General features: G+C 72.7%; 20 protein-coding genes, 5 tRNA genes and 1 pseudogene. 9 read left to right on the top strand and 17 right to left on the bottom strand.

The annotated features are described in order from the left end of the window. The first annotated feature begins 58 nt into the window (after positions 1 to 58). Positions 59 to 1,885 carry an HSP90 family protein gene (locus ACZ404_RS27480; protein WP_468444365.1) on the top strand — a complete coding sequence of 609 codons (1,827 nt, stop codon included), beginning with the start codon at positions 59 to 61 and terminating at the stop codon, positions 1,883 to 1,885. Then, positions 1,885 to 4,833: a tetratricopeptide repeat protein gene (locus ACZ404_RS27475; protein ID WP_468444363.1), complete on the top strand. Its 2,949-nt coding sequence runs from the start codon at positions 1,885 to 1,887 to the stop codon at positions 4,831 to 4,833. Before ACZ404_RS27480 ends, ACZ404_RS27475 begins: the two co-directional genes overlap by 1 nt. Before the next feature lie 34 nt (positions 4,834 to 4,867). On the opposite strand, the gene ACZ404_RS27470 is transcribed toward ACZ404_RS27475, so the two are convergent. Continuing rightward, positions 4,868 to 6,595 (bottom strand): DAK2 domain-containing protein, encoded by a 1,728-nt coding sequence (locus ACZ404_RS27470; RefSeq protein WP_468444361.1) that lies wholly within the window; start codon positions 6,593 to 6,595, stop codon positions 4,868 to 4,870. Positions 6,596 to 6,853: 258 nt separating this feature from the next. Here ACZ404_RS27470 and rpmB point away from each other — a divergent pair, with 258 nt between their 5' ends. After that, positions 6,854 to 7,039, top strand: a complete 186-nt coding sequence (gene rpmB / locus ACZ404_RS27465) for a 50S ribosomal protein L28 (RefSeq protein ID WP_003993230.1) — start codon at positions 6,854 to 6,856, stop codon at positions 7,037 to 7,039. 87 nt (positions 7,040 to 7,126) lie between these two features. Here rpmB and thiD read toward each other — a convergent pair whose 3' ends face one another. Both thiD and ACZ404_RS27455 read right to left on the bottom strand, forming a co-directional pair. Further along, positions 7,127 to 7,912 carry a bifunctional hydroxymethylpyrimidine kinase/phosphomethylpyrimidine kinase gene (gene thiD / locus ACZ404_RS27460; RefSeq protein WP_468444359.1) on the bottom strand — a complete coding sequence of 262 codons (786 nt, stop codon included), beginning with the start codon at positions 7,910 to 7,912 and terminating at the stop codon, positions 7,127 to 7,129. Next, positions 7,909 to 8,874 carry a thiamine-phosphate kinase gene (locus ACZ404_RS27455; RefSeq protein ID WP_468444357.1) on the bottom strand — a complete coding sequence of 322 codons (966 nt, stop codon included), beginning with the start codon at positions 8,872 to 8,874 and terminating at the stop codon, positions 7,909 to 7,911. Before ACZ404_RS27455 ends, thiD begins: the two co-directional genes overlap by 4 nt. Before the next feature lie 267 nt (positions 8,875 to 9,141). On the opposite strand from ACZ404_RS27455, the gene ACZ404_RS27450 reads away from it, so the two are divergent. Next, positions 9,142 to 9,375, top strand: a complete 234-nt coding sequence (locus ACZ404_RS27450; RefSeq protein WP_028802415.1) for an Lrp/AsnC family transcriptional regulator — start codon at positions 9,142 to 9,144, stop codon at positions 9,373 to 9,375. Positions 9,376 to 9,395: 20 nt separating this feature from the next. Then, a complete protein-coding gene (locus ACZ404_RS27445) occupies positions 9,396 to 9,917 on the top strand; it encodes a DUF3515 domain-containing protein (protein ID WP_468444355.1) in 522 nt (173 codons plus the stop codon). 12 nt (positions 9,918 to 9,929) lie between these two features. Here the strand turns inward: ACZ404_RS27445 and ACZ404_RS27440 are convergent, their stop codons facing one another. The 3 genes and pseudogenes from ACZ404_RS27440 to ACZ404_RS27430 form a co-directional block, all read right to left on the bottom strand. Next, positions 9,930 to 11,087 carry a D-alanine--D-alanine ligase family protein gene (locus tag ACZ404_RS27440; protein WP_468444353.1) on the bottom strand — a complete coding sequence of 386 codons (1,158 nt, stop codon included), beginning with the start codon at positions 11,085 to 11,087 and terminating at the stop codon, positions 9,930 to 9,932. 58 nt (positions 11,088 to 11,145) lie between these two features. Further along, positions 11,146 to 12,156 carry an NAD(P)H-dependent glycerol-3-phosphate dehydrogenase gene (locus tag ACZ404_RS27435; protein ID WP_468444351.1) on the bottom strand — a complete coding sequence of 337 codons (1,011 nt, stop codon included), beginning with the start codon at positions 12,154 to 12,156 and terminating at the stop codon, positions 11,146 to 11,148. Positions 12,157 to 12,647: 491 nt separating this feature from the next. Further along, positions 12,648 to 13,397, bottom strand: a pseudogene (locus tag ACZ404_RS27430) (lysophospholipid acyltransferase family protein); the annotation flags it as partial. 165 nt (positions 13,398 to 13,562) lie between these two features. Between ACZ404_RS27430 and cofC the strand changes: the two are divergent. Further along, entirely contained in the window at positions 13,563 to 14,201 is a 639-nt protein-coding gene (gene cofC, locus ACZ404_RS27425) for a 2-phospho-L-lactate guanylyltransferase (protein ID WP_468444349.1), read from the top strand. Between the two features lie 107 nt (positions 14,202 to 14,308). After that, positions 14,309 to 14,524, top strand: coding sequence for a hypothetical protein (locus ACZ404_RS27420; protein ID WP_468444347.1), 216 nt, complete (start codon positions 14,309 to 14,311; stop codon positions 14,522 to 14,524). Positions 14,525 to 14,598: 74 nt separating this feature from the next. On the opposite strand, the gene ACZ404_RS27415 is transcribed toward ACZ404_RS27420, so the two are convergent. The 4 genes from ACZ404_RS27415 to leuC all read right to left on the bottom strand — a co-directional run bounded on the left by ACZ404_RS27415 (position 14,599) and on the right by leuC (position 17,911). Then, positions 14,599 to 15,249: an HU family DNA-binding protein gene (locus tag ACZ404_RS27415; protein WP_468444346.1), complete on the bottom strand. Its 651-nt coding sequence runs from the start codon at positions 15,247 to 15,249 to the stop codon at positions 14,599 to 14,601. Between the two features lie 136 nt (positions 15,250 to 15,385). After that, complete coding sequence (locus tag ACZ404_RS27410) at positions 15,386 to 15,616, bottom strand: SCO5555 family protein (protein ID WP_468444344.1); 231 nt, start codon at positions 15,614 to 15,616, stop codon at positions 15,386 to 15,388. Between the two features lie 271 nt (positions 15,617 to 15,887). Then, positions 15,888 to 16,481, bottom strand: a complete 594-nt coding sequence (gene leuD / locus ACZ404_RS27405; protein WP_468444342.1) for a 3-isopropylmalate dehydratase small subunit — start codon at positions 16,479 to 16,481, stop codon at positions 15,888 to 15,890. A gap of 5 nt (positions 16,482 to 16,486) precedes the next feature. Next, positions 16,487 to 17,911 carry a 3-isopropylmalate dehydratase large subunit gene (gene leuC / locus ACZ404_RS27400; protein ID WP_468444340.1) on the bottom strand — a complete coding sequence of 475 codons (1,425 nt, stop codon included), beginning with the start codon at positions 17,909 to 17,911 and terminating at the stop codon, positions 16,487 to 16,489. A gap of 206 nt (positions 17,912 to 18,117) precedes the next feature. Here leuC and ndgR point away from each other — a divergent pair, with 206 nt between their 5' ends. Continuing rightward, entirely contained in the window at positions 18,118 to 18,834 is a 717-nt protein-coding gene (gene ndgR, locus ACZ404_RS27395) for an IclR family transcriptional regulator NdgR (RefSeq protein WP_009320373.1), read from the top strand. A gap of 388 nt (positions 18,835 to 19,222) precedes the next feature. Here ndgR and ACZ404_RS27390 read toward each other — a convergent pair whose 3' ends face one another. After that, positions 19,223 to 19,738, bottom strand: coding sequence for a DUF4188 domain-containing protein (locus tag ACZ404_RS27390; protein ID WP_468444338.1), 516 nt, complete (start codon positions 19,736 to 19,738; stop codon positions 19,223 to 19,225). Positions 19,739 to 19,817: 79 nt separating this feature from the next. On the opposite strand from ACZ404_RS27390, the gene ACZ404_RS27385 reads away from it, so the two are divergent. Continuing rightward, the gene (locus ACZ404_RS27385; protein ID WP_468444336.1) at positions 19,818 to 20,462 is read left to right on the top strand and encodes a MerR family transcriptional regulator; all 645 of its coding nucleotides are present in this window, start codon (positions 19,818 to 19,820) and stop codon (positions 20,460 to 20,462) included. Between the two features lie 55 nt (positions 20,463 to 20,517). Here ACZ404_RS27385 and ACZ404_RS27380 read toward each other — a convergent pair. The 6 genes from ACZ404_RS27380 to ACZ404_RS27355 all read right to left on the bottom strand — a co-directional run bounded on the left by ACZ404_RS27380 (position 20,518) and on the right by ACZ404_RS27355 (position 21,798). Continuing rightward, positions 20,518 to 20,590, bottom strand: a tRNA-Glu gene (locus ACZ404_RS27380). A 28-nt stretch (positions 20,591 to 20,618) separates the two neighbouring features. Then, positions 20,619 to 20,690, bottom strand: a tRNA-Gln gene (locus ACZ404_RS27375). Between the two features lie 21 nt (positions 20,691 to 20,711). Then, positions 20,712 to 20,784 (bottom strand) — tRNA-Glu (locus tag ACZ404_RS27370). A gap of 29 nt (positions 20,785 to 20,813) precedes the next feature. Further along, positions 20,814 to 20,886 (bottom strand) — tRNA-Glu (locus ACZ404_RS27365). 21 nt (positions 20,887 to 20,907) lie between these two features. Next, positions 20,908 to 20,979 (bottom strand) — tRNA-Gln (locus tag ACZ404_RS27360). Positions 20,980 to 21,066: 87 nt separating this feature from the next. After that, a complete protein-coding gene (locus tag ACZ404_RS27355; RefSeq protein ID WP_468444334.1) occupies positions 21,067 to 21,798 on the bottom strand; it encodes an HAD family hydrolase in 732 nt (243 codons plus the stop codon). Between the last annotated feature and the right edge of the window lie 17 nt (positions 21,799 to 21,815).

Genomic DNA, 21,815 nt, shown 5'->3' with positions numbered 1-21,815 from the left:
CCTCCGGGACCGCCCGACCCCGCGCCGAACGCTCTCTCCCCCCGCCGGCGCTGCGACGATGGACTCCCAGACCTCACAGTCATCCCAGGCATCCCAGTCACCCCATACGTTCCAGGTCGACCTGCGCGGTCTGGTGGACCTGCTCTCCCATCACCTCTACTCCAGCCCGAAGGTGTATCTGCGCGAGCTGCTGCAGAACGCCGTGGACGCCATCACCGCCCGGCGGGCCGAGGACCCCGGTGCCCCGGCGCGGGTGCGGTTGTACGCGGCCGACGGCGCGCTGCGGGTGGAGGACAGCGGCGTCGGGCTCACCGAGTCGGACGTGCACAGCCTGCTGGCGACCATCGGCCGCAGTTCCAAGCGCGCGGACGGCCTGCAGGAGGCGCGTTCGGACTTCCTCGGCCAGTTCGGCATCGGTCTGCTGGCGTGTTTCGTGGTCGCCGAGCGGATCCGTGTGGTCAGCCGCAGCGCCCGGACGCCCGGGGCGCCGCCGGTGGAGTGGACGGCGCGCGACGACGGCTCGTACACCGTGCGCACGCTGCCGGACGCGGAGCGGCCCGAGCCGGGCACCACCGTGCATCTGGTGGCGCGGGCGGGGGCGGCCGAGTGGCTGGCGCCCGAGCGGGTGCGCACGCTGGCCCGGGACTTCGGCTCGCTCTTGCCGTACGACGTCCGGGTGGGCGGGGAGGCGGTCACGGACCTGCCGGCGCCCTGGGACCGGTCCTACCCGAGTCCGGCCACCCGCCGGGTCGCGCTGGCCCGGCACTGTCACGAGCTGTTCGGGTTCACCCCGCTGGACTCGATCGACCTGGACGTGCCGGTGGCCGGGATCCGCGGGGTGGCGTACGTGCTGCCGTCGGCGGTCAGCCCTGCCCAGCGGGCGACCCACCGGGTGCATCTGAAGGGCATGCTGCTGACCGAGCGGGCCGAACAGCTGCTGCCGGACTGGGCGTTCTTCGTGCGCTGTGTGCTCGACACCGACAGCCTGCGGCCCACGGCCTCGCGCGAGTCGCTGTACGAGGACGAGACGCTGGCCGCCGTACGGGAGGCGCTCGGGGAGCGGATCCGGTCCTGGCTGACCGGGCTCGCGGCGGGCGATCCGGAGCGGCTGGCGGCGTTCCTCGCGGTGCACCACCTGGGCGTGAAGTCGCTGGCCCGGCACGATCCGGACATGCTGCGCACGATGCTGCCGTGGCTGCCGTTCGAGACGACCGACGGGCAGCTCTCGCTGGAGGAGTTCGCGCTGCGCCACCCGGTGGTGCACTTCACGCGGACGGTGGAGGAGTACCGGCAGGTCGCGCCGATCGCCTCCGCGCAGGGCGTCGGGGTGGTCAACGGCGGTTACACGTACGACAGCGAGCTGGTCGAGGCGCTGCCGTCGGTGCGGCCGGGGACGGTGGTCGCCGAGCTGGACGCGGACACCGTGACCGCGCACCTGGACGCGGTGGACCCGGCCGAGGAACTGGCGCTGGCCGGTTTCCTCGCCGCCGCCCGTGCGAAGCTCGATCCGCTGGGCTGCGACGTCGTGCTGCGGGCCTTCCATCCGCTGTCCGTGCCCGCGCTGCACCTGGACGACCGGGCCGCCCGGCACGAGCAGGCGCGCGCGCAGGCCGAGGAGCAGGCCGACGACCTGTGGGCGGGCATCCTGGGCTCGCTGCGCGGCAGCGCCCCGCGCGCGCGTCTGGTGCTCAACCATCTCAACCCGCTGATCCGGCGGATCAGTTCGCTGCGGGAGGCGGAGCTGATCGGCACCGCCGTGGAGTCGCTGTACGGGCAGGCCCTGCTGATGGCGCAGCGCCCGCTCAGGCCGGCCGACTCCGCGCTGCTGAACCGGGCGTTCATCGGTCTGCTGGAGTGGGCCACTCACGGGGAGAACGGGCACTGATGACGGGGATCACGGACTTCGACGCGCTGCGCCGGGCCATGGCGGAGAACTCCGAGCAGCCGGAGGGCCCGGCCCGCAACGCCCGCGCGGAGGAGCTGCTCGCCGCGGCGGAGAGGCTGAACATCCCGCTCGCGGTGATCGAGGCCCTCGGGCACCAGCTGAAGGTCTACAACTACAGCTCCGAGAAGGACCGCATGTTCGTCCCGTTCGCGCGCCTGCTGCGCATGTGGGACGAGCGGCCGGAGGACTTCGACGAGTACGAGGCGCACTCGCTGCACTGGGTGTTCAAGTGGGTCTCGGCCGGCATGCTGGACCAGCCGCACATCCCGCTGGCGTCGGTCGAGAAGTGGCTGGGCGAGATGGAGCACCGCTACCGGCTCGCCGGGCACTCCGAACGAGCCGTGCGCAGCGCCGAGTTCAGCGTGGCCGCGCACATCGGGGACCTGGCGCGGGCGGAGCGGGCGTATGCCGCGTGGCTGGCCGCGGACCGGGACCGGATGGCCGACTGCCACGCCTGCGAGCTGCACGGGCAGGGCACCTGGCAGGCCGAGCGCGGCCGGGACGCGGAGGCGCTCGAGCTGTGGCGGCCGGTGCTGGAGGGTGAGTACAGCTGTGCGCACGAGCCGCACACCGTCCTCGCCTCCTCGCTGCTGCCGCTGCTGCGCCTCGGCCGGCTGGACGAGGCCCGCGCGCACCATCTGCGGGGCTTCCGGCTGGTGCGGGCCATGGAGAGCATGCGAGGCGCCTACGCCGACCATGTGGAGTTCTGTGCGCTGACCGGCAACGAGGCGCGCGGTCTGGAACTGCTCGCCGAGCGGCCGGCGTACTTCACGGACACCGGGCATCCGCGCAGCCGGCTGGAGTACCTGGCGGTGGTGGCGCTGCTGATGGAGCGGCTGACCGGGCTGGGCCTGGGCGGGCAGCGGGTACCGGGGCCTGCCGGGCGGGCCTGGACGGCGACGGAACTCGCCGCCCACGCGCGCGGGGAGGCCCTCGAGCTGGCCGGGCGGTTCGACCGGCGCAACGGGACGTCGTACGTCGGCGACCGCGTCCGCGCGCGGATGGCGCAGCGCCCGCTGGTGGAGCGCCTGCCGCTGGGCGTGCGTGCGGCGCGTTCGGCGCCACCGGCGCCGGTGGTGACGGTCCCGGAGCCCCGGGAGCCCGGCGAGTCCGGGGAGCCCGGCCCGGCCGCGCTGCTGGCGCGGGCACGCCGGCTGTCGGAGACCCTGCAGCCGTACGCCCTGGAGGCGTGGGCGGCGGCCGCGCGGGCCGCCGAGGGGGTCGAACTGGACGTGCGCGACCGGGCGGAGCTCGCCGACCACGAGGCGATGGCCCGCGGCCCCGAGGGCGCGGGCCTGTTCGAGCGGGCCGCCGAGCTGTACGCGGAGGCCGGCGACCCCGGGGAGGCGCTGGCGGCACGCGCGCGCGGGGCGTACGTCCGGGCGCTGGCCGGTGAGGTGGACGCCGCGGCCGAGGCGGTCGCCGGGCTGTACGACGAGGTGCTCGCGCTGTACGCCGAGGAGGGCACCGGTGCGCGGCAGGCCGCGGCGGTGCTGATGAGCCGGGCCCGGATCCTGATGCGGCGCGTGTACGACGGCGCCGAGGACGCCGCTCCGGGCACGGTGCCGCGCGCGGTGCTCGCGGAGGCCGAGCAGGCCGTGCGGGAGGTGCTGGCCCTGGTGCGGGGGCATGCGGGCGGCGATGTGCGGCTGACCGCGCGGGGCGCGGAGGCGCGGGGGATGCTGGCCGGTCTCGCCGAGCGCGCCGGGGATCCGGCGCGGGCGGCGGAGCTGTACCAGCGGGCGGCCACCGACTACGTGGCGGCCGGGCTGCCCTGGTTCGCGGTCGAGTACGAGGTGCAGCTGGCCGCGCTGTCGCACCAGCTCGGCGACCCGGCCGGGACCGAACGGGCGCTGCGGGCGGCCCTGGAGCACGGCGGTCCGCACGTGGAGCCGACCGGCCGGGCGCAGTTGCATCTGCAGCTCGCCGAGGTGCTGGGCGGCCGGGGCGAGGCCGGTGAAGCCGCCGAGCATGCGCTGGAGGCCGCGCACTGGGCCGACGAGGCGGGTGAGAGCGGCACTCTGGGCGCCTGGGCGCGGCACCAGCTCGGCGGCTTCCTGCTGCGCGAGGGGCGGTGCGCGGAGGCCGCCGAGGTGCTGGAGTCCGCGCTGCCCGACCTGACGGCCGAGACGCACGGCGACGGCGCGGTCGTCCAGGCGCAGTGGTGGCTCGGGGACTGTCTGAGCGAGCTGGGCGAGCACCGGGCGGCGGCCGAACGGCGGCTCCGGGCGGCGGAGATCGCCCGGCACTGGCCCGAACAGCAGGACCACGCCACGCTGGCGCATCTGGCCGCCGAGTCGCTGAGCAGCGCGGGGCTGCTGGAGGAGGCGGACCGGGCGTACACGCGCGCGGGGGACCTGTGGCGGGCGCTCGGCAATCCGCAGTTCCTCGTGCGCTCCCTGCGCGCCCGCGCCTGGCTGGCGCTGCGCGGGGAGGGCGGCGCCGAGGGCGGGCGGGAGCTGATGGCGCGGGCGGTGCGCGCGTGCGAGGACGCGCTGGAGGGCGCCGACCCGGTGGCCCGGGAGCAGCTCACCGCCGAACTCGGGCACACCCACCGCCAGTTCGGCGACCTGCTGGCCCGTTCGGTGGCCGAGGAGGCGGAGGACGCGGTGATCCAGGGCGCGTTCGAGGCCGCGCTGACGCAGATGGACCGCGCCGCCGACCTGTTCGGCACGCTGGGCGCGGACGGCCTGCACAGCCGCACCGGGGCCCAACTGGCCGCGGCCTGGCTGGAGACCGACCTCGCCCGCCCGGCCGCCGCGGCGACCCGCGCGCGGGCGGTGCTGGCGGCCTACGCCGGTTCCCCCGGGGCGGACGACACCACCGAGTCCCGCCGGGCGGAGGCCCGCCAGATCCTGGCCCTGCCGGAGGTGGCCGAGCAGGGGTGAGGCATCGCCGGCCCCGGTCCCTCGGGGGAGCCGGTCACTCGACGCCGATGAGGAGCAGGGCCGCCTGGTGGCCGCCGCGGTAGACGACCGTGTCGACGGCCAGATAGGCGTCGCGGACCCGGGTCTGAAGGCGGTGGGCGGCGGATTCCGGGGCCTCGTCGCCGATGACCAGGGTGACCAGTTCGCCGCCCGCCTGGAGCATGCGGTCCAGGACCGTCTCGGCGATGGTGGTGACGTCGGCGCCGATCACCGCGACGTCGCCGTCGATCAGGCCGAGGACGTCCCCGGCCTGGCAGATGCCGGCCGTCGTCCAGAACTGGTGCTCGGCGACGACGACCTCGCCGTACCGGGTCGCGCCGGCCGCCGAGGTCATCTGGACGACGTCCTCGTCGAACCGCCGCTGCGGCTCGTGCACCGCGAGCGCGGCGATGCCCTGCACTGCCGAGCGGGTCGGGATCAGGGCCACGCGGATGCCCTCGGCGCGGGCCTGCTCCGCCGCGGCGGCGGCGGTGTGGCGCAGCTCCGCGTCGTTGGGCAGCAGGACCACCTCGCGCGCGTGGGCCCGCCGTACCGCCTGCACCAGCTCCCCGCTCGCCGGCGGCTCCCCGGGGCGCGCGAGCACGGTGGTCGCGCCGGCCTCGGCGTAGAGCCCGGCCAGGCCCTCGCCGGGCACGACCGCGACGACGGCCCGCTGGGCCCGCTCGCGCGGCGGCCGCTCACCGCCGGTGTGCACGTCGTCGAGCCCGAAGTGGGTGATCCGGATCCGGTACGGCCGCCCCGCCTCGACGCCCGCCTCCACGGCGGCACCCGCGTCGTCGACGTGCACATGGACGTTCCACAGTCCCTCGCCGCCGACCACGACCAGGGAGTCCCCCAGGGCGTCGAGCCGCTCCCGCAGCCGGGCCACGGCCTCGTCATCGGCCTCGAGCAGATAGATCACCTCGTACGCCGGGCCGCCGTCGGCTCCGGCGCCGTCCGCGCACGACGGGGCTGCGAGCGCGGGCTCCACGCGCGCGTGCGCCTCGGGAACGCCCACGGGGACGACGGGGACTCCCCCCGGCGTCTCCCCGGTGAACGCCTCCACCAGTGCCCCCAGCACCGCCACCAGCCCCCGGCCGCCCGCGTCGACCACGCCGGCCCGTTCCAGCACCGCGAGCTGGCCCGGAGTCGCCGCCAGGGCGGTCCTGGCGCCCTCGTAGGCGGCCCGGGCGACCGTCACGCAGTCGCCCTCGGTGCCCTCGGCGGCGTCGGCCGCGGCGGAGGCGACCGTCAGGACCGTGCCCTCGACCGGGTGGGCCACCGCCTCGCGCGCGGAGTCGGCGGCCCGGCGCAGGGCCAGCCGCAGCTCCGTGGCGTCACTGCCGTGCGGGGTCCGACCGCCGGGGCTCCCGGCCAGCACCTGGGCCATCCCGCGCAGCAGCTGGGCGAGGATCGTCCCGGAGTTGCCGCGGGCACCGATGAGCGCCCCGTGGGCCATCGCACGCACGGCGTCGGCCGGCGTCGGCTCCCCCGGCCCCGCCTCGTGTCCCGACGCCCCTGCCCCGGACCTCGGCGGCCCCGCCTCGTGCCCGGCGAACACCGCCTCCACGGCGGTCGCCGCCGACTCCAGGGTCAGGTACAGGTTCGTCCCGGTATCCCCGTCGGCCACGGGGTAGACGTTGATCGCGTCGATCTCCTCGCGCGCCCGCCCCAGCGCCCGCAGCGCCAGACCGCACCAGGTGCGCACCGCGAGAGCATCGAGTGTCTGCGGCCCCTGCGCCACCTGCGCCTCCCTGACTGGCTGGACGTGGGACGCAGCGTAGACCCCGCGGGGGTGTCCTCCGGAAGAGGGCTGGGAGCGGGTGCCTGAGCTGCCATGGTAGTTTCGTTCTACGGGCGCAGCCGTTGTATGCTGCTCCGGTTGCCCGATCCTGATCGGGCCATTCCCCTGGCAACGCCAATCAAGATCTCAGATCTCAGGATCTCGATCCCGGCATGCCGGGATCAACCGTAAGTGCATCTGAAGTCTTTGGAGTGACCCGTGGCTGCCAACTGCGACGTCTGCGGCAAGGGGCCGGGCTTCGGCAACAACATCTCGCACTCGCACCGCCGTACGTCCCGCCGCTGGAACCCGAACATCCAGCGTGTGCGTACCGTGGTCGGCGGGACGCCGAAGCGCGTGAACGCTTGCACCTCGTGCATCAAGGCCGGCAAGGTCTCGCGCTGACGCACAGCTAAGCGCGCGGCCACTGTCTGGTTCGCTGCACTGAGCCGGTCCACCTCCGGGTGGGCCGGCTTCTTGCCGTACCGGCACTCACTTCCGAAAGCGCCACCCGTGGTCCACCGGACCGATTCCGCCGCCGAGCGCGAAGCCGGCCGCGATCGCCCCGGTGACGTACTCCTTGGCCGCCGTGACGGCCTCCGGCACGGTCAGCCCCTTCGCCAGCCCGGACGCGATCGCCGAGGCGAGCGTGCAGCCGGTGCCGTGCGTGTGCCGGTTGTCGTGGCGCGGGGCCCGCAGCCAGTGCTCGGCCGAGCCGTCCGTGAGCAGGTCCACGGCGTCCCCGGCCAGATGCCCGCCCTTGATCAGCACCCAGCGCGGCCCGTACGCCAGTACGGCCGCCGCCGCCCGGCGCAGATCGGCCTCCGACTCGACCCGCACCCCGGTCAGTTGGGTCACCTCGTCGAGGTTCGGGGTGGCCACGGCCGCCGCCGGCAGCAGCTTCGTACGGACGGATTCCAGCGCGGAGGCCGCCAGCAGCGGGTCGCCGTGCTTGGAGACGCCGACCGGGTCCACCACCGCCGGCGCGTCCGTGCCGGAGATCAACTCGGCGACCGCCTCGACCAGTTCGGCCGAGGCCAGCATCCCGGTCTTCACGGCCTGGACGCCGATGTCGTCCACCACGCTGCGGTACTGCGCGCGTACGGCCTCCACGGGCAGCTCCCAGGCGCCCTGGACGCCCAGGGAGTTCTGCGCGGTCACGGCGGTGATCACGCTCATGCCGTGCACGCCGAGCGCCAGCATTGTCTTCAGGTCGGCCTGAACGCCCGCTCCGCCGCCGGAGTCGGACCCGGCCACCGTGAGGACCCGGGGGATCACGACTCGATGTCCGCGAAGTGGTCCCAGCCGCCCTTGCTCGTCCAGGGCGCCCCGTCGACGGTCACCTGGGGCAGCGCCGAGGGGTTGAGGACCTCGCCGATCACCTTCCAGCGGGCCGGCAGCTTGGCGTCCGGCGGGAAGGTCGCCACGATCGCGTGGTCCTCTCCCCCGGTCAGCACCCACTGCAGCGGGTCCACGCCCACGGCCTGCCCGATGTCGTTCATCTGCGTCGGGATGTCGATCGCGCCGGACCGCACGTCGATGCGGACCTTGCTGGCCTCGGCGATGTGCCCGAGGTCGGCGATCAGCCCGTCGCTCACGTCGCACATCGCGGTGGCGCCGAGCGCGGCGGCGGCCGGGCCAGCGTGGTACGGCGGCTCGGGGCGCCGGTGGGCCTCCACGAAGGCGCGCGGGGAGCGAAAGCCGCGGGAGAGCACCGCGTAGCCCGCCGCGGACCAGCCCAGCCAGCCCGTGACGGCCACGAGGTCGCCGGGCTGGGCTCCCGCGCGCGTGACGGGCTCCTGGTTGCGCAGATCGCCGAGCGCGGTGATCGACACCATGATCGTGTCACCGCGTACGACGTCCCCGCCGACCACGGCGGCCCCGGCGACCTGGCACTCGTCCCGCAGCCCGTCCATCAGCTCGCTGGGCCAGGTGACCGGAAGCTCGGCCGGGACGACCAGGCCGAGCAGCAGCGCGGTCGGTACGGCGCCCATGGCGGCGATGTCCGCCAGGTTTTGCGCGGCCGCCTTGCGCCCGACGTCGTACGCCGTGGACCAGTCGCGGCGGAAGTGCCGCCCCTCCAGCAGGATGTCGGTGCTGGCCACCACCCGGCGGTCGGGGGCGGCGACCACCGCGGCGTCGTCCCCGGGGCCGACCCGGACCGCCGGGGTGGTGGTGAGACGGGAGGTCAGCTCCCGGATGAGCCCGAACTCCCCCAGCTCACCCACTGTGCCCTTCATTGCCGTCAAGCCCCTTCTGTGCCTGTGCGCGCGCTCGCCGGTGCCTGTGCGTGCCCACTCGCGCGTCCTCAGTGTCCCCGATACGGTCTAGATGACCGTCGTACGGTCCATGTGGCCGTCGTACGGTCAAGGTGACCGTCAACTTCTGTCGTGCCTGCACCCTGGCGCGCAAGCCCGGTTCCCGCAGGTCTCCCCGCGGGGAGCGGCGACGCGATACCGTGGCGTTCCTTTTCCCCACATGATCCTCGTGGCCGCCCTGGAGGTTCCGTGGTACAGGCGTACATCCTGATCCAGACGGAGGTCGGCAAGGCGTCGACCGTCGCCGAGACGATCAGCAAGATCCCTGGAGTTATCCAGGCCGAGGACGTGACGGGACCGTACGACGTCATCGTGCGCGCCCAGGCCGACACCGTCGACGAGCTGGGTCGCATGGTGGTCGCGAAGGTCCAGCAAGTGGACGGCATCACGCGCACCCTGACCTGCCCGGTCGTGCATCTGTAGCCCCCGTCTACCCTTGGCCGGTGAACTTCTTCCGTCACCGGCCTCTCGGCCTGCTCGCGCCCGCGCTGCTGATCGCGGTCGCGGGCTGCTCCACAGCAGACGACAGCGCCACCGTGGCGGTTCCCAGCCCCGACGCGAAGGCGGCGCAGGCGTGCCGGGATCTGCACCGGGTGCTGCCCGGGAAGCTCGACGGACGGGGCCGCAGGGACCCCGAGCCCCGGTCCGCCTACACGGCGGGCTGGGGAAGCCCGGCGATCATACTGCGCTGCGGTGTCGTACGGCCCCCGAAGATGGTCGACCCCAAGGTGGCCGAGGGCGGTGACCCGGACGCGATCGCGGGCGGTGTGAACGGGGTGGACTGGCTGATGGAGAAGCAGAGCGACGGGACCTGGCGGTTCACCACCGCGGGCCGTGTGGCGTATGTGCAGGTGAGCCTGGTCCAGGGGATGTCCGCGCAGCAGGAGGGCACCGCCGTGCTCACGGAACTCGCGCCCGCCGTGAAGAAGGCGATCCCCCGGGGGATCGCCTCCCTGCGCGGCTGACTCGCCGGGTGCTCAGCGCAGCCCGGTGGAGCGGCGCAGTGCGGCCTGGACCAGGCGGTCCACCAGTTCCGGGTAGCTGATGCCGGTGGCCTGCCACATCTGCGGGTACATCGAGATCGGCGTGAAGCCGGGCATGGTGTTGATCTCGTTGATGACGAACTCGCCGTCCTCCGTGAGGAAGAAGTCCGCGCGGACCAGGCCCTCGCAGGACGCCGCCTCGAACGCCTCGACCGCGAGCCGCCGCACCTCGGCGGTCTCCTCGTCGGTGAGCGGGGCCGGGACGATGCCGGGCGTGGAGTCGATGTACTTGGCCTCGAAGTCGTAGTACGCGTGCGCGTCCGGCGGCGGGATCTCGGCCGGGACGGAGGCGCGCGGCCCGTCCTCGAACTCCAGTACCCCGCACTCGATCTCGCGCCCGCGCACGGCGGCCTCGACGAGGATCTTCGGGTCGTGCGCCTGCGCCTCGGCGATCGCCTCGTCCAGGCCGGACAGGTCGTCGACCTTGGTGATGCCGATGGAGGAGCCCGCGCGCGCGGGCTTCACGAACAGCGGCCAGCCGTGCTCGCCGGCGAAGTCGACGATCTTCTTGCGGGCGGCGGACTCGTCGCGCTCCCACTCGCGCGGCCGGATCACCACGTACGGGCCCACCTTGAGCCCGAAGGAGGTGAACACCCGCTTCATGTACTCCTTGTCCTGGCCGACGGCCGAGGCGAGCACACCCGAGCCGACGTAGGGCACTCCGGACAGCTCCAGCAGGCCCTGCAGGGTGCCGTCCTCGCCGTACGGGCCGTGCAGCACCGGGAAGACGACGTCGACCTCGCCGAGGGCCTTGGGCACCGAGCCGGGCTCGCTGTAGACGACCTCGCGGCTGGCCGGGTCGACGGGGAGCACCACGCCGCCCTCGCCGGACTCCGCCAGGTCCGCCACGCTCGGGGTGCGGCGGTCGGAGATGGCCATGCGCTCCGGCTCGTCGGCCGTCAGGGCCCACCGGCCGTCCGTGGTGATGCCGATCGGCAGGACGTCGTACTTCGACCGGTCGATGGCCTTGAGGACGGCGCCGGCGGTGACCACGGAGATCCCGTGTTCGGAGCTGCGCCCGCCGAACACGACGGCCACGCGTGGCTTGCGGGACGGCTGCTCAGGGCTCTGGGGGAGGTTCTCGGTGCTCATATCGCGATGAGCGTACCCGGTGGTAGAGCCCCAAGACAGCGTCGACGCAGGGGGTCGCTCAGCGTCGCTCCGGCTTCGCACTGCGCGACATCAGCTCCTTGAGGGCGACCACCGGAGGCTTGCCCTCGTGCACGATGTCGACGACCGTCTCGGTGATGGGCATCTCGACGCCGTGCCGGCGCGCCAGATCCGCCACGGACTCGCAGGACTTGACGCCCTCGGCGGTCTGCCGGGTGACCGCGATGGTCTCCTCCAGGGTCATGCCCTTGCCGAGGTTGGTGCCGAAGGTGTGGTTGCGGGACAGCGGCGAGGAGCAGGTGGCCACCAGGTCGCCCAGACCGGCGAGTCCGGAGAAGGTCAGCGGGTCGGCGCCGAGGGCCATGCCGAGCCGGGTGGTCTCGGCGAGGCCGCGGGTGATGAGCGAGCCCTTGGCGTTGTCACCGAGGCCCATGCCGTCGGCGATGCCCACCGCGAGGCCGATGACGTTCTTGACCGCGCCGCCGAGTTCGCAGCCGACCACGTCGGTGTTGGTGTACGGCCGGAAGTACGGGGTGTGGCAGGCGGCCTGGAGCCGCTGGGCGACCACTTCGTCGGTGCAGGCCACGACGGCGGCGGCGGGCATGCGGGCGGCGATCTCGCGGGCCAGGTTGGGCCCGGTGACGACGGCGATGCGGTCGGGGCCGACCTTGGCGACGTCGTCGACGACCTCGCTCATCCGCATGGTGGAGCCCAGTTCGACGCCCTTCATCAGGGAGACGAGCACCGTGCCGGGCGCGAGCAGCGGGGTCCACTCGGCGAGGTTGGCGCGCAGGGTCTGGGAGGGGATGGCGAGGACGGTGAAGTCCGCGTCGCGCAGGGCCTCGGCGGGGTCGGCGGTGGCGCGCAGGTTCTCCGGGAGTTCCACGCCGGGCAGATAGTCGGGGTTGGTGCGCGTGGAGTTGACCGCCTCGGCCAGCTCGGGGCGGCGGGCCCACAGGGTCACCTGGCAGCCGGCGTCGGCGAGGACCATGCCGAAGGCGGTGCCCCAGGAACCGGTGCCCATGACGGCGGCCCGGACAGGCTTGCTCACTTGCCGCTCTCCTCCTCGGTGCCGCTCCGCGAGACTTCCCGGGCCGCCTGTGCGGCTGTCTTGACGTGCGCCGCTTCGACAGCCGCTTCCGCGAGGGACACCTTCGCGGCGGCTTCCGGATCGGCGGGCGTCGCGGCGACTGCCCGAGCGGCGTCCTGCACGGCTGCCTCCGGTCCGGCGGGCTGTGCGGCGGCTTCGGCACCGACCGCCGCGGCGACCTGCGCACCCGGCGTCTTCGCGGCTGTTGCCGGGGCGGCGGAAGGTGCGGCTGCCGGGACGGCGGGCTGTGCGGCAGTTGCCGGGGCAGCGTCCTGCACGGCTGCCTCCGGTCCGGCGCCCTTTGCGGCTGCTGCCGCAGCGGCGGGCTGTGCGGCGGCTTCGGCACCGACCGCCGCGGCGACTTGCGCACCCGGCGTCTGCGCGGCTGTTGCCGGGGCCGCGGGGGGCGACGACTCGGCGGGGGACCCCGAGGGGGCTTCGGCGGCGGGCACCGCGTTCCGCTCGGTCTGCGCGCGGGTCTTGCGGCGCTGCTCGATCCGCTCGCGGCGCGGGTCGTAGGGCGTCTCGGGGGCCTTCTCGCCGCGGATCTCCTCGAGCTGGCGGGTGATGGCCGCCATGATGACCTCGGTGGCCTCCTTGAGGAGGTCGGCGGTCATCTCCTTGTCGTAGAAGCGGGAGAGGTCCACGGGCGGGCCCGCGAGGACGTGGTGCGTCTTGCGCGGGAAGAGGTGGGGCTTCTTGGCGTAGGGCGGCAGCAGTTCGTTGCAGCCCCACTGGGCGACGGGGATCACCGGGCACTTGGTCTGCAGGGCCACGCGCGCGGCGCCGGTCTTGGCGGTCATCGGCCAGCCGTCCGGGTCGCGGGTGAGGGTGCCCTCGGGGTAGAAGGCGACGCACTCGCCGCGCTCCACGGCGTCGATGGCGGCGCGGAAGGCGCTGAGCGCGTCCGTGCTCTCGCGGTAGACGGGGATCTGCCCGGTACCGCGCATGGCGGCTCCGACGAATCCCTTTTTGAAAAGCCCGCTCTTCGCGAGGAAACGCGGCACCCGTCCGGTGTTGTACTGATAGTGCGCGTACGCGAAGGGGTCCACATGGGAATTGTGGTTCACCGCGGTGATAAATCCGCCCTCGGCCGGAATGTGCTCCATTCCACGCCAGTCCCGCTTGATCAAAGCCACCAGCGGCGGTTTGCAGATCACCGCGGCGAAGCGGTACCAGAAGCCGATTCTGCGGCGGGGCACGCGGACACCTTCCTTCTAGGGCCTGTCAGGACTGCCACCTGGGCCGGGGGCCGCACAAGTGTCGCCCCGGGGCGCCGGTCTGTCGAGAACACCGTACGCCCCGGCTCCCGGCGCGCCCGATCCCCCGGGTGACAATGAGCGCGACAAGAGAGGGGCGGTACGCCGGTGCAGTGGACCTTGGTCATCCCGCTGAAGCCTCTGGCACGGGCCAAGAGCAGGCTGTCGGACACCGCGGCCGACGGGGTGCGCCCGGGGCTGGCCCTCGCGTTCGCACAGGACACGGTGGCCGCGGCGCTGGCGTGTCCCGCGGTGGCGGATGTGGCGGTCGTCACGGACGACACCGTGGCCCGGCGGGAGCTGGCGGCGCTGGGTGCCCGGATCGTCCCCGACACTCCGGGAAGCGGCCTGAACGCGGCTCTCGCGCACGGCGCGGGCGTCGTACGGCTGCGGCGGCCGGCTGCGCCGGTCGCGGCCCTGAACGCCGATCTGCCGGCGTTGCGGGCGGCGGAACTCGCGGTGGTGCTGGACGCGGCGGCGGAATTCCCGCGGGCGTTTCTCGCGGATGCGGCGGGAGTGGGGACGACATTGCTGGCCTCGGGACCGGGACGTGAATTGCGGCCGGAGTTCGGTGTCGATTCCCGCGCCCGGCACCGGGCCTCCGGCGCCGCGGAACTGGAGCCGGCGGAGGTGAATTCCGTCCGGCAGGACGTGGACACCGGGGCGGATCTGCGCGCGGCCCTGGCACTGGGGGTGGGGCCTCATACGGCGGCTGTCTCGGCGGGGTTGCTGATCCCGGGGACGTGAACCGCCCGTCCCGCGGGTGCGTGCCGCCCTGAAGGAGTGCGGTGCCAGGCGGGATCGCACCCGACGCCCCACGGCGCGATCCCCCGGCCGGCATTAGGCTGGCCGGCATGCAGGCGACCGCGTACACCTACGACCCCCACACCCGCAGCGGCCAGGTGCTGCTCGACGACGGCACCCCCGTGCCGTTCGACGCGGCGGCCTTCGATGCCGGAGGCCTGCGGCTGTTGCGGCCCGGGCAGCGGGTTCGGATCGAGACGGAGGGCGGGACGGAAGGCGAGAAGCAGGCGCTGCGCATCACGCTCGTGACCCTGCAGACGCTCTAGCCGCTCAGGCCACACACGCCGCGGGCCGGGCTCCCCAGGGGAGTCCGGCCCGGCGCGTTGAGTGCTGTGCGGCCTTACGACGTCGCCTTGCGGGCGGTGGTCTTCTTGGCGGTGGTCTTGCGGGCCGTCGACTTCTTCGCCGGGGCCTTCTTGGCGGTGACCTTCTTGGCCGGAGCCTTCTTCGCCGTGGTCTTCTTGGCGGTGGCCTTGGTCGCGGAGGTCTTCTTGGCGGCGGCCGAGGTGCCCGCCGTCTTCTTCGCGGTGGTCTTCTTCGCCGCCGCGGTCGTCTTCTTGGCCGTCGTCTTCTTCGCGGTGGTCTTCTTCGCCGCCGCGGTCGTCTTCTTGGCGGCGGCCTTCTTGCCCGCGGCCTTCGCGATCGTGGCCGGCGGGCCGGACAGGCTGCCCTTGGGCGCCTTCTTGACCGACACCTCACCGCCGCGCGGCAGCTTCTTCGAGCCGCTCACCAGGTCCTTGAAGCCCTGACCGGCACGGAAGCGCGGCACGGAGGTCTTCTTGACCCGAACCCGCTCGCCCGTCTGAGGGTTGCGGGCGTAACGCGCGGGGCGGTCCACCTTCTCGAAGGACCCGAAGCCGGTGACCGAGACCCGCTCGCCCGCGACGACCGCGCGGACGATGGCGTCCAGGACATGATCGACAGCGTCGGCGGCCTGCTGGCGGCCACCCACCTTGTCGGCAATCGCTTCTACGAGCTGCGCCTTGTTCACGTCTTCCCCTTCGGAGACATCGCCAGAACGAAAGTGTTCAAGCTTTTTCGCACGTTAGGCAGATATATACCGCAAATCAAACACGAAACGGGCTAATCACCCTTGTGCCGCAACGGACTCGGTTGTCTCGGGCTGTTCAGCAGTCCTCTTCGGGGATCCGACCCTCGTCGAGGTCCGTCATGAACCGCTCGAGTCGCCTTGCCGCAGCGGCGGGATCGTGCTTGGCCGCGGCCGTAATGACCAGCAGCTTCCGGGTCAGCGCCATCCGTACGCCCTCCGGGACTTGCAGTGCGCGCACCCGGGAGTGCGCTTCCTTGAGTTGGTCCGCGACCGCCGCGTAGAGCTCGAGTTGGCCGTCGTGTTCCATGCACAGATTGTGCCATCTGGGGCGAGTTGTCGCCTGCTCAGGGGGCAACTGCCGCCCCTGACAGCCCTGTCGACCCTCGCCGCAGCCTCGGTCCCACAGGGCGCGTACCCCACCAATCCCCGCCGTAACGTGGCGAGTTGAGAGTCGCTCCGGCGCCGGGAGGGGGCCGTTCGGGTGCAGACATGGCTGTACCCCCGATCGTGGCGATCGGGGGTACAGGGGGGACGCCGGGTGGCCGAAACCCGACCCGCTCAGGGGCCGCTCACTTGGTTCAGACCTGGAGCGTGCGCGGCTTGAAGGAGGGCCGCTTGCCCTCGTAGGCGGCGATGTCGGCCTCGTTCTGCAGGGTGATGGAGATGTCGTCCAGCCCGTTCAGCAGCCGCCAGCGGGAGTTCTCGTCCAGTTCGAAGGCGGCGGTGATGCCCTCGGCGCGCACCTCGCGGGCCTCGAGGTCCACGGTGATCTCCGCCTGCGGGTCGGCCTCCGTCAGCTCCCACAGCGCGTCCACGACCTTCTGGTCGAGCACCACGGTGAGCAGGCCGTTCTTCAGCGAGTTGCCCCGGAAGATGTCCGCGAAGCGGGAAGAGATCACGGCCTTGAAGCCGTAGTTCTGCAGCGCCCAGACGGCGTGCTCGCGCGAGGAGCCGGTGCCGAAGTCGGGGCCGGCCACCAGGACGGTCGCACCCTGCCGCTCAGGGCGGTTGAGCACGAACTCGGGGTCCTTGCGCCAGGCCTCGAACAGCCCGTCCTCGAACCCGTCCCGGGTCACCTTCTTGAGCCAGTGAGCAGGGATGATCTGGTCGGTGTCGACGTTGCTGCGGCGCAGCGGAACGGCCCGGCCGGTGTGGGTGGTGAAGGCTTCCATGATTCTCAGACTCCAGCGGGCACGGGGGCGTCGGACAGGTCGGCGGGCGAGGCCAGGTGGCCCAGGACGGCGGTCGCGGCCGCGACCTGCGGCGACACCAGGTGCGTCCGGCCGCCCTTGCCCTGCCGGCCCTCGAAGTTGCGGTTGGAGGTGGAGGCGGAACGCTCACCCGGGGCCAGCTGGTCGGGGTTCATGCCGAGGCACATCGAGCAGCCCGCGTGCCGCCATTCGGCGCCGGCCTCCTTGAAGACCACGTCCAGGCCCTCGGAGACGGCCTGCAGACCCACGCGCGCGGAGCCGGGGACGACCAGCATCCGTACGCCGTCGGCGACTTTGCGGCCCCGCAGCAGGTCGGCGGCGGCGCGCAGGTCCTCGATGCGGCCGTTGGTGCAGGAGCCTACGAAGACGGTGTCCACCTTGATGGAGCGCAGCGGCTGTCCGGCCTCCAACCCCATGTACTCCAGGGCCTTTTCGGCGGCGAGGCGCTCCGAAGCGTCTTCGTACGAAGCCGGGTCGGGGACGGACGCCGAAAGCGGCGCGCCCTGGCCGGGGTTGGTGCCCCAGGTGACGAACGGCGACAGCTCGCCGGCGTTGATGACGACCTCGGCGTCGAAGACGGCGTCCTCGTCCGTGCGCAGCGTCTTCCAGTACTCCACCGCGGCGTCCCAGTCGGCGCCCTCGGGGGCGTGCGGGCGGCCCTTCAGGTACGCGAAGGTGGTCTCGTCGGGGGCGATCATGCCCGCGCGGGCACCGGCCTCGATCGACATGTTGCAGATGGTCATCCGGGCCTCCATCGAGAGCTTCTCGATGGCGGAGCCGCGGTACTCCAGGATGTAGCCCTGGCCGCCGCCGGTACCGATCCTGGCGATGATCGCCAGGATCAGGTCCTTGGCGGTGACGCCCTCGGGCAGCTCGCCGTCGACCGTGATCGCCATGGTCTTCGGGCGGGCCAGCGGCAGCGTCTGGGTGGCCAGCACGTGCTCGACCTGCGAGGTGCCGATGCCGAACGCCAGCGCGCCGAAGGCGCCGTGCGTGGAGGTGTGGGAGTCGCCGCAGACCACGGTGGTGCCGGGCTGGGTCAGACCGAGCTGGGGGCCGACGACGTGCACGACGCCCTGCTCGACGTCGCCCAGCGGGTGCAGCCGGACGCCGAACTCTGCGCAGTTCTTGCGCAGCGTCTCGAGCTGTGCGCGGGAGACCGGGTCGGCGATGGGCTTGTCGATGTCGAGGGTCGGGGTGTTGTGGTCCTCGGTCGCGATGGTGAGGTCGAGGCGGCGCACCTGGCGACCGCCCTTGCGCAGCCCGTCGAAGGCCTGCGGGCTGGTCACCTCGTGCAGCAGGTGCAGATCGATGTAGAGGAGGTCGGGCTCGCCCTCGGCGCGCCGGACGACATGGTCGTCCCAGACCTTCTCCGCGAGTGTCCTACCCATCGCTTTCCCTCCGGCCGGCAAACGTCCACCGGCCCAACTAGAGATCTTGAGGATGCGGCGACTGCCCTGTGTGGGCCCCTGAAGTCGTGATTCCGGGCGTCCGCCGCCGGGCCCGTTGGTCTTCGGGCCGCTGTGTGATTCCAGGGTGGCGCGTTCCACGGAAAATTGAACTTGCGTTTCACAGAGTGAGACGTGAGTATCGTTGCATGGACAACAGTAGCGGCGTCGGCGTTCTGGACAAGGCGGCCCTCGTCCTGAGCGCTCTGGAGTCCGGTCCGGCCACCCTCGCGGGTCTGGTCGGCGCGACCGGACTGGCACGACCCACGGCCCACCGCCTGGCCGTGGCCCTGGAACACCACCGCATGGTGGCACGCGACATGCAGGGCCGGTTCATTCTCGGTCCCCGGCTGGCAGAACTGGCAGCGGCGGCCGGCGAGGACCGCCTGCTCGCCACGGCGGGCCCGGTGCTGACCCACCTCCGTGACGTGACGGGCGAGAGCGCGCAGCTCTACCGGCGCCAGGGCGACATGCGCATCTGCGTCGCCGCGGCGGAGCGCCTGTCCGGCCTGCGGGACACGGTCCCGGTGGGCTCCACGCTGACCATGAAGGCCGGCTCCTCGGCGCAGATCCTGATGGCCTGGGAGGAGCCCGAGCGGCTGCACCGCGGCCTGCAGGGCGCCCGCTTCACGGCGACGGCCCTGTCGGGCGTACGGCGGCGGGGCTGGGCCCAGTCCATCGGCGAGCGCGAGCCGGGCGTGGCGTCCGTCTCGGCGCCCGTGCGCGGCCCCTCCAACCGCGTGGTGGCCGCCGTCTCGGTCTCCGGCCCCATCGAGCGCCTGACCCGCCACCCGGGCCGCATGCACGCCCAGGCGGTCATCGACGCGGCCGCCCGCCTCTCGGAGGCCCTGCGCCGCTCGGGCTGAGCCCGCACAGGGCCCCGAACGGGGAAGAGCCCGCCCCAACGCCGCGGCAGGCTCCTCCCTCGCAGCGGGGCCCTCGATCCCGGGAGCGGCGCGAGGGAACTGCGCGCCCGGCCGGCCGGCCGGGCGGACCACGACGTGGCGGGCTTCCTGCCCGGCGTCCACCCGGAGGTTCTCCCCGGTGCAGGTCATGTCTGGTGCGACGGCCGTCCGCGTGGAGAGATGCCGACCCGCTCGACCGCATGACCGGGGAGGAGTCCTGCTGAGGCGCCCCGAGGAGCCGGCCCACCGCTGGGACCCCTGCGAGCCCGACGGCCTCGGCCGCGACGAGGGCCGGCCCGGCCAGGGTCTTTCGTCGGGATCGAGCCCGGCATGCTCCGAACGAGAGGACCTAGGCCCCCGCGCCCTTTCCCGACCGGTGGGCGAAGCGGTCCTTCGCGTAGCGTCCCCGCCGCTCCAGCGGGACCTGACCGTGCGCGGCGGCCAGGCCGAACGCCGGCATGTCGCCGTAGATCGTCTCGTACGACCCCTCGGGCACGACGTACGTCTCGTGCCAGATGCCCACGTGCCCGCGTACCTTCCCGGCGCGCTCCCTGCGGTTGATCAGCGCCCACACGCGGTGGTGGAAGGCGTCGGTCGCGCCGGCGTAGGCGTACAGCTTCTCCTTGGACTCCCAGTACTGCACGACGTAGTAGGTCCGCGGCGACGCCGTCAGCAGCACCCGCCCGAGCAGGCCCCGCCCTGGGTCCCGCTCGAGTTCGCGCAGCATGCGGAACATCGCGAGCATCACCGGCACCCACTGGTGCACCGCCCAGAAGCGGTTGACCCGCATGCCGATCAGCAGCACCACGACATCACCCTCGGCGTCGGCGGTGGTGCGACCCGAGACGATCCGGTTCCCGAGCATGACTCCCCCTCATCGGTGAGCGGCACTATCCAAGTACCCGTGTTTGGATAGTGGCGTTATCCAAGGAGGAGCGCAAGGGATGCGGCTTGCCGAGCTGAGCAGACGCAGCGGTGTGTCGACCGCGACGATCAAGTACTACCTGCGGGAAGGCCTGTTGGCCCCGGGCCGCCAGGTGAACACGACGACCGCGGAGTACGACGAGGAGCATCTGCGCCGGCTGCGTCTGGTGCGCGCGATGATCCAGGTGGGCCGGCTCCCGGTGGCCACCGTCCGCGAGGTGCTGGGCCATGTCGACGACGACTCCCTGGGCCGCACGATCCGCCTCGGCGCGGCCCTGTGGACGCTGCCGCAGGTGCCGGAACCGGACGAGGACGACGAGTTCGTGCAAGCCGCACGCAGCGAGGTTGACCGGCTGCTGCAGACGCTGGGCTGGACGAACGCGCAGGCCCTCGCGACGATCTCCCCGGCCTACCGCTCGCTCGTGGTCGGGGTGGCCGCGTTCCGCCGCCTCGGGTACGGCTGGGGACACGAACAGCTCGCGCCGTACGCCGAGTTGATGCACCGGACAGCCGTCCTCGACCTGGACAATCTGGAGGCGTACCCGTCGGAGGCGGAGCGGATCGAGTTCGCGGTCCTGGGGGCGATCCTCAACGAGCCGCTGCTGCAGGCGCTGCACCGGCTGGCGCAGGAGGAGGAGTCGGCGCGGCGGTACGGCTTCGAGTGAGCCGCCGCGGACACGCCGAAGGCCCTCCACCGAGGTGGAGGGCCTTCGAACCGCGTACCCCCGACCGGATTCGAACCGGCGCTACCGCCTTGAGAGGGCGGCGTGCTAGGCCGCTACACAACGGGGGCGTGGACGCTGCGTTTCCGCAGGTCCGAGCTGGTCTACCTGGACTCGAACCAAGACTAACTGAACCAGAATCAGTCGTGCTGCCAATTACACCATAGACCAATGATGGTTTAGACCAGTCAGTACCCCCGACCGGATTCGAACCGGCGCTACCGCCTTGAGAGGGCGGCGTGCTAGGCCGCTACACAACGGGGGCCCTAGCGATCCCGACAGGGTCAGGATCAGTACCCCCGACCGGATTCGAACCGGCGCTACTGCCTTGAGAGGGCAGCGTGCTAGGCCGCTACACAACGGGGGCTTTGCAGATAAGCTCTGCGAGCTGGCCTACCTGGACTCGAACCAAGACTAACTGAACCAGAATCAGTCGTGCTGCCAATTACACCATAGGCCACTGGAACTCAAGCCCCTGCGGGGTTCTCGTTCTAGCTTGCTCCTCGGGACCGGCCTTCGGCCCGCTCCCCTCGGCGCAGGAAGAACATTACCCGAAGGTGGACGGGGCTCCAAAACGGGTATCGGCGCGGACGAGCGCCGGGAGTTCGGCGAGGGTCGAGATCCGGTGCGCGACGACCTCCCCGGCGACCCGTGCGCAGGCCGTCCCGCGGTCGATCCACACCGACAGCAGCCCGGCCTCCGCCGCGCCCCGCCCGTCGATCTCCGGGTGGTCACCGACGTACGCCACCTGGTGCGGGGGCAGCCCAAGGGCCTCGCACGCCGCCAGGAAGGCACCCGGCTCCGGCTTCGAGACGCCCAGCTCGGCGGCGCACAGCACGGCCTCGAAGCGGTCCAGGAGGCCGAGGGTGCGCAGCTTGTGCTCCTGGACGGTGAGGCTCGAGTTGGACAGCACCGCGTGCCGGTGGCTGGCGGAGAGGGCATCCAGGGCGGGCAGGACGTCCGGGAAGAGGCTCCAGGCGGCCTCGTAGTGCCCGACGTACCGCTGGAACCAGGCGTCGGCCTCGGCGTCGGTCAGTTCCGTGCCCAGGAACACGCGCACGCGGTCGCGCCGCTGGTCCTGGAACGAGCACTCCCCCGCCGCGTACCGCGCCCACTGCAGGTCGGTGATCTCCCGCCACCGCAGGAGAGCCTGCTCGGCGCTGTCGTACCCGGCGAGCAGCCCTTCCACCGCCAGATGGGCCCGCATGCCCTCACGGTCGGCGGTCGTGTAGTCGAACAGGGTGTCGTCGACGTCCCAGACCACGGCTCTGATCGTCATGCCACCGACGGTACCGC

The organism is Streptomyces sp. NPDC030798 (assembly GCF_055572275.1).
This window is presented reverse-complemented; position numbering and strand designations above follow the sequence as displayed.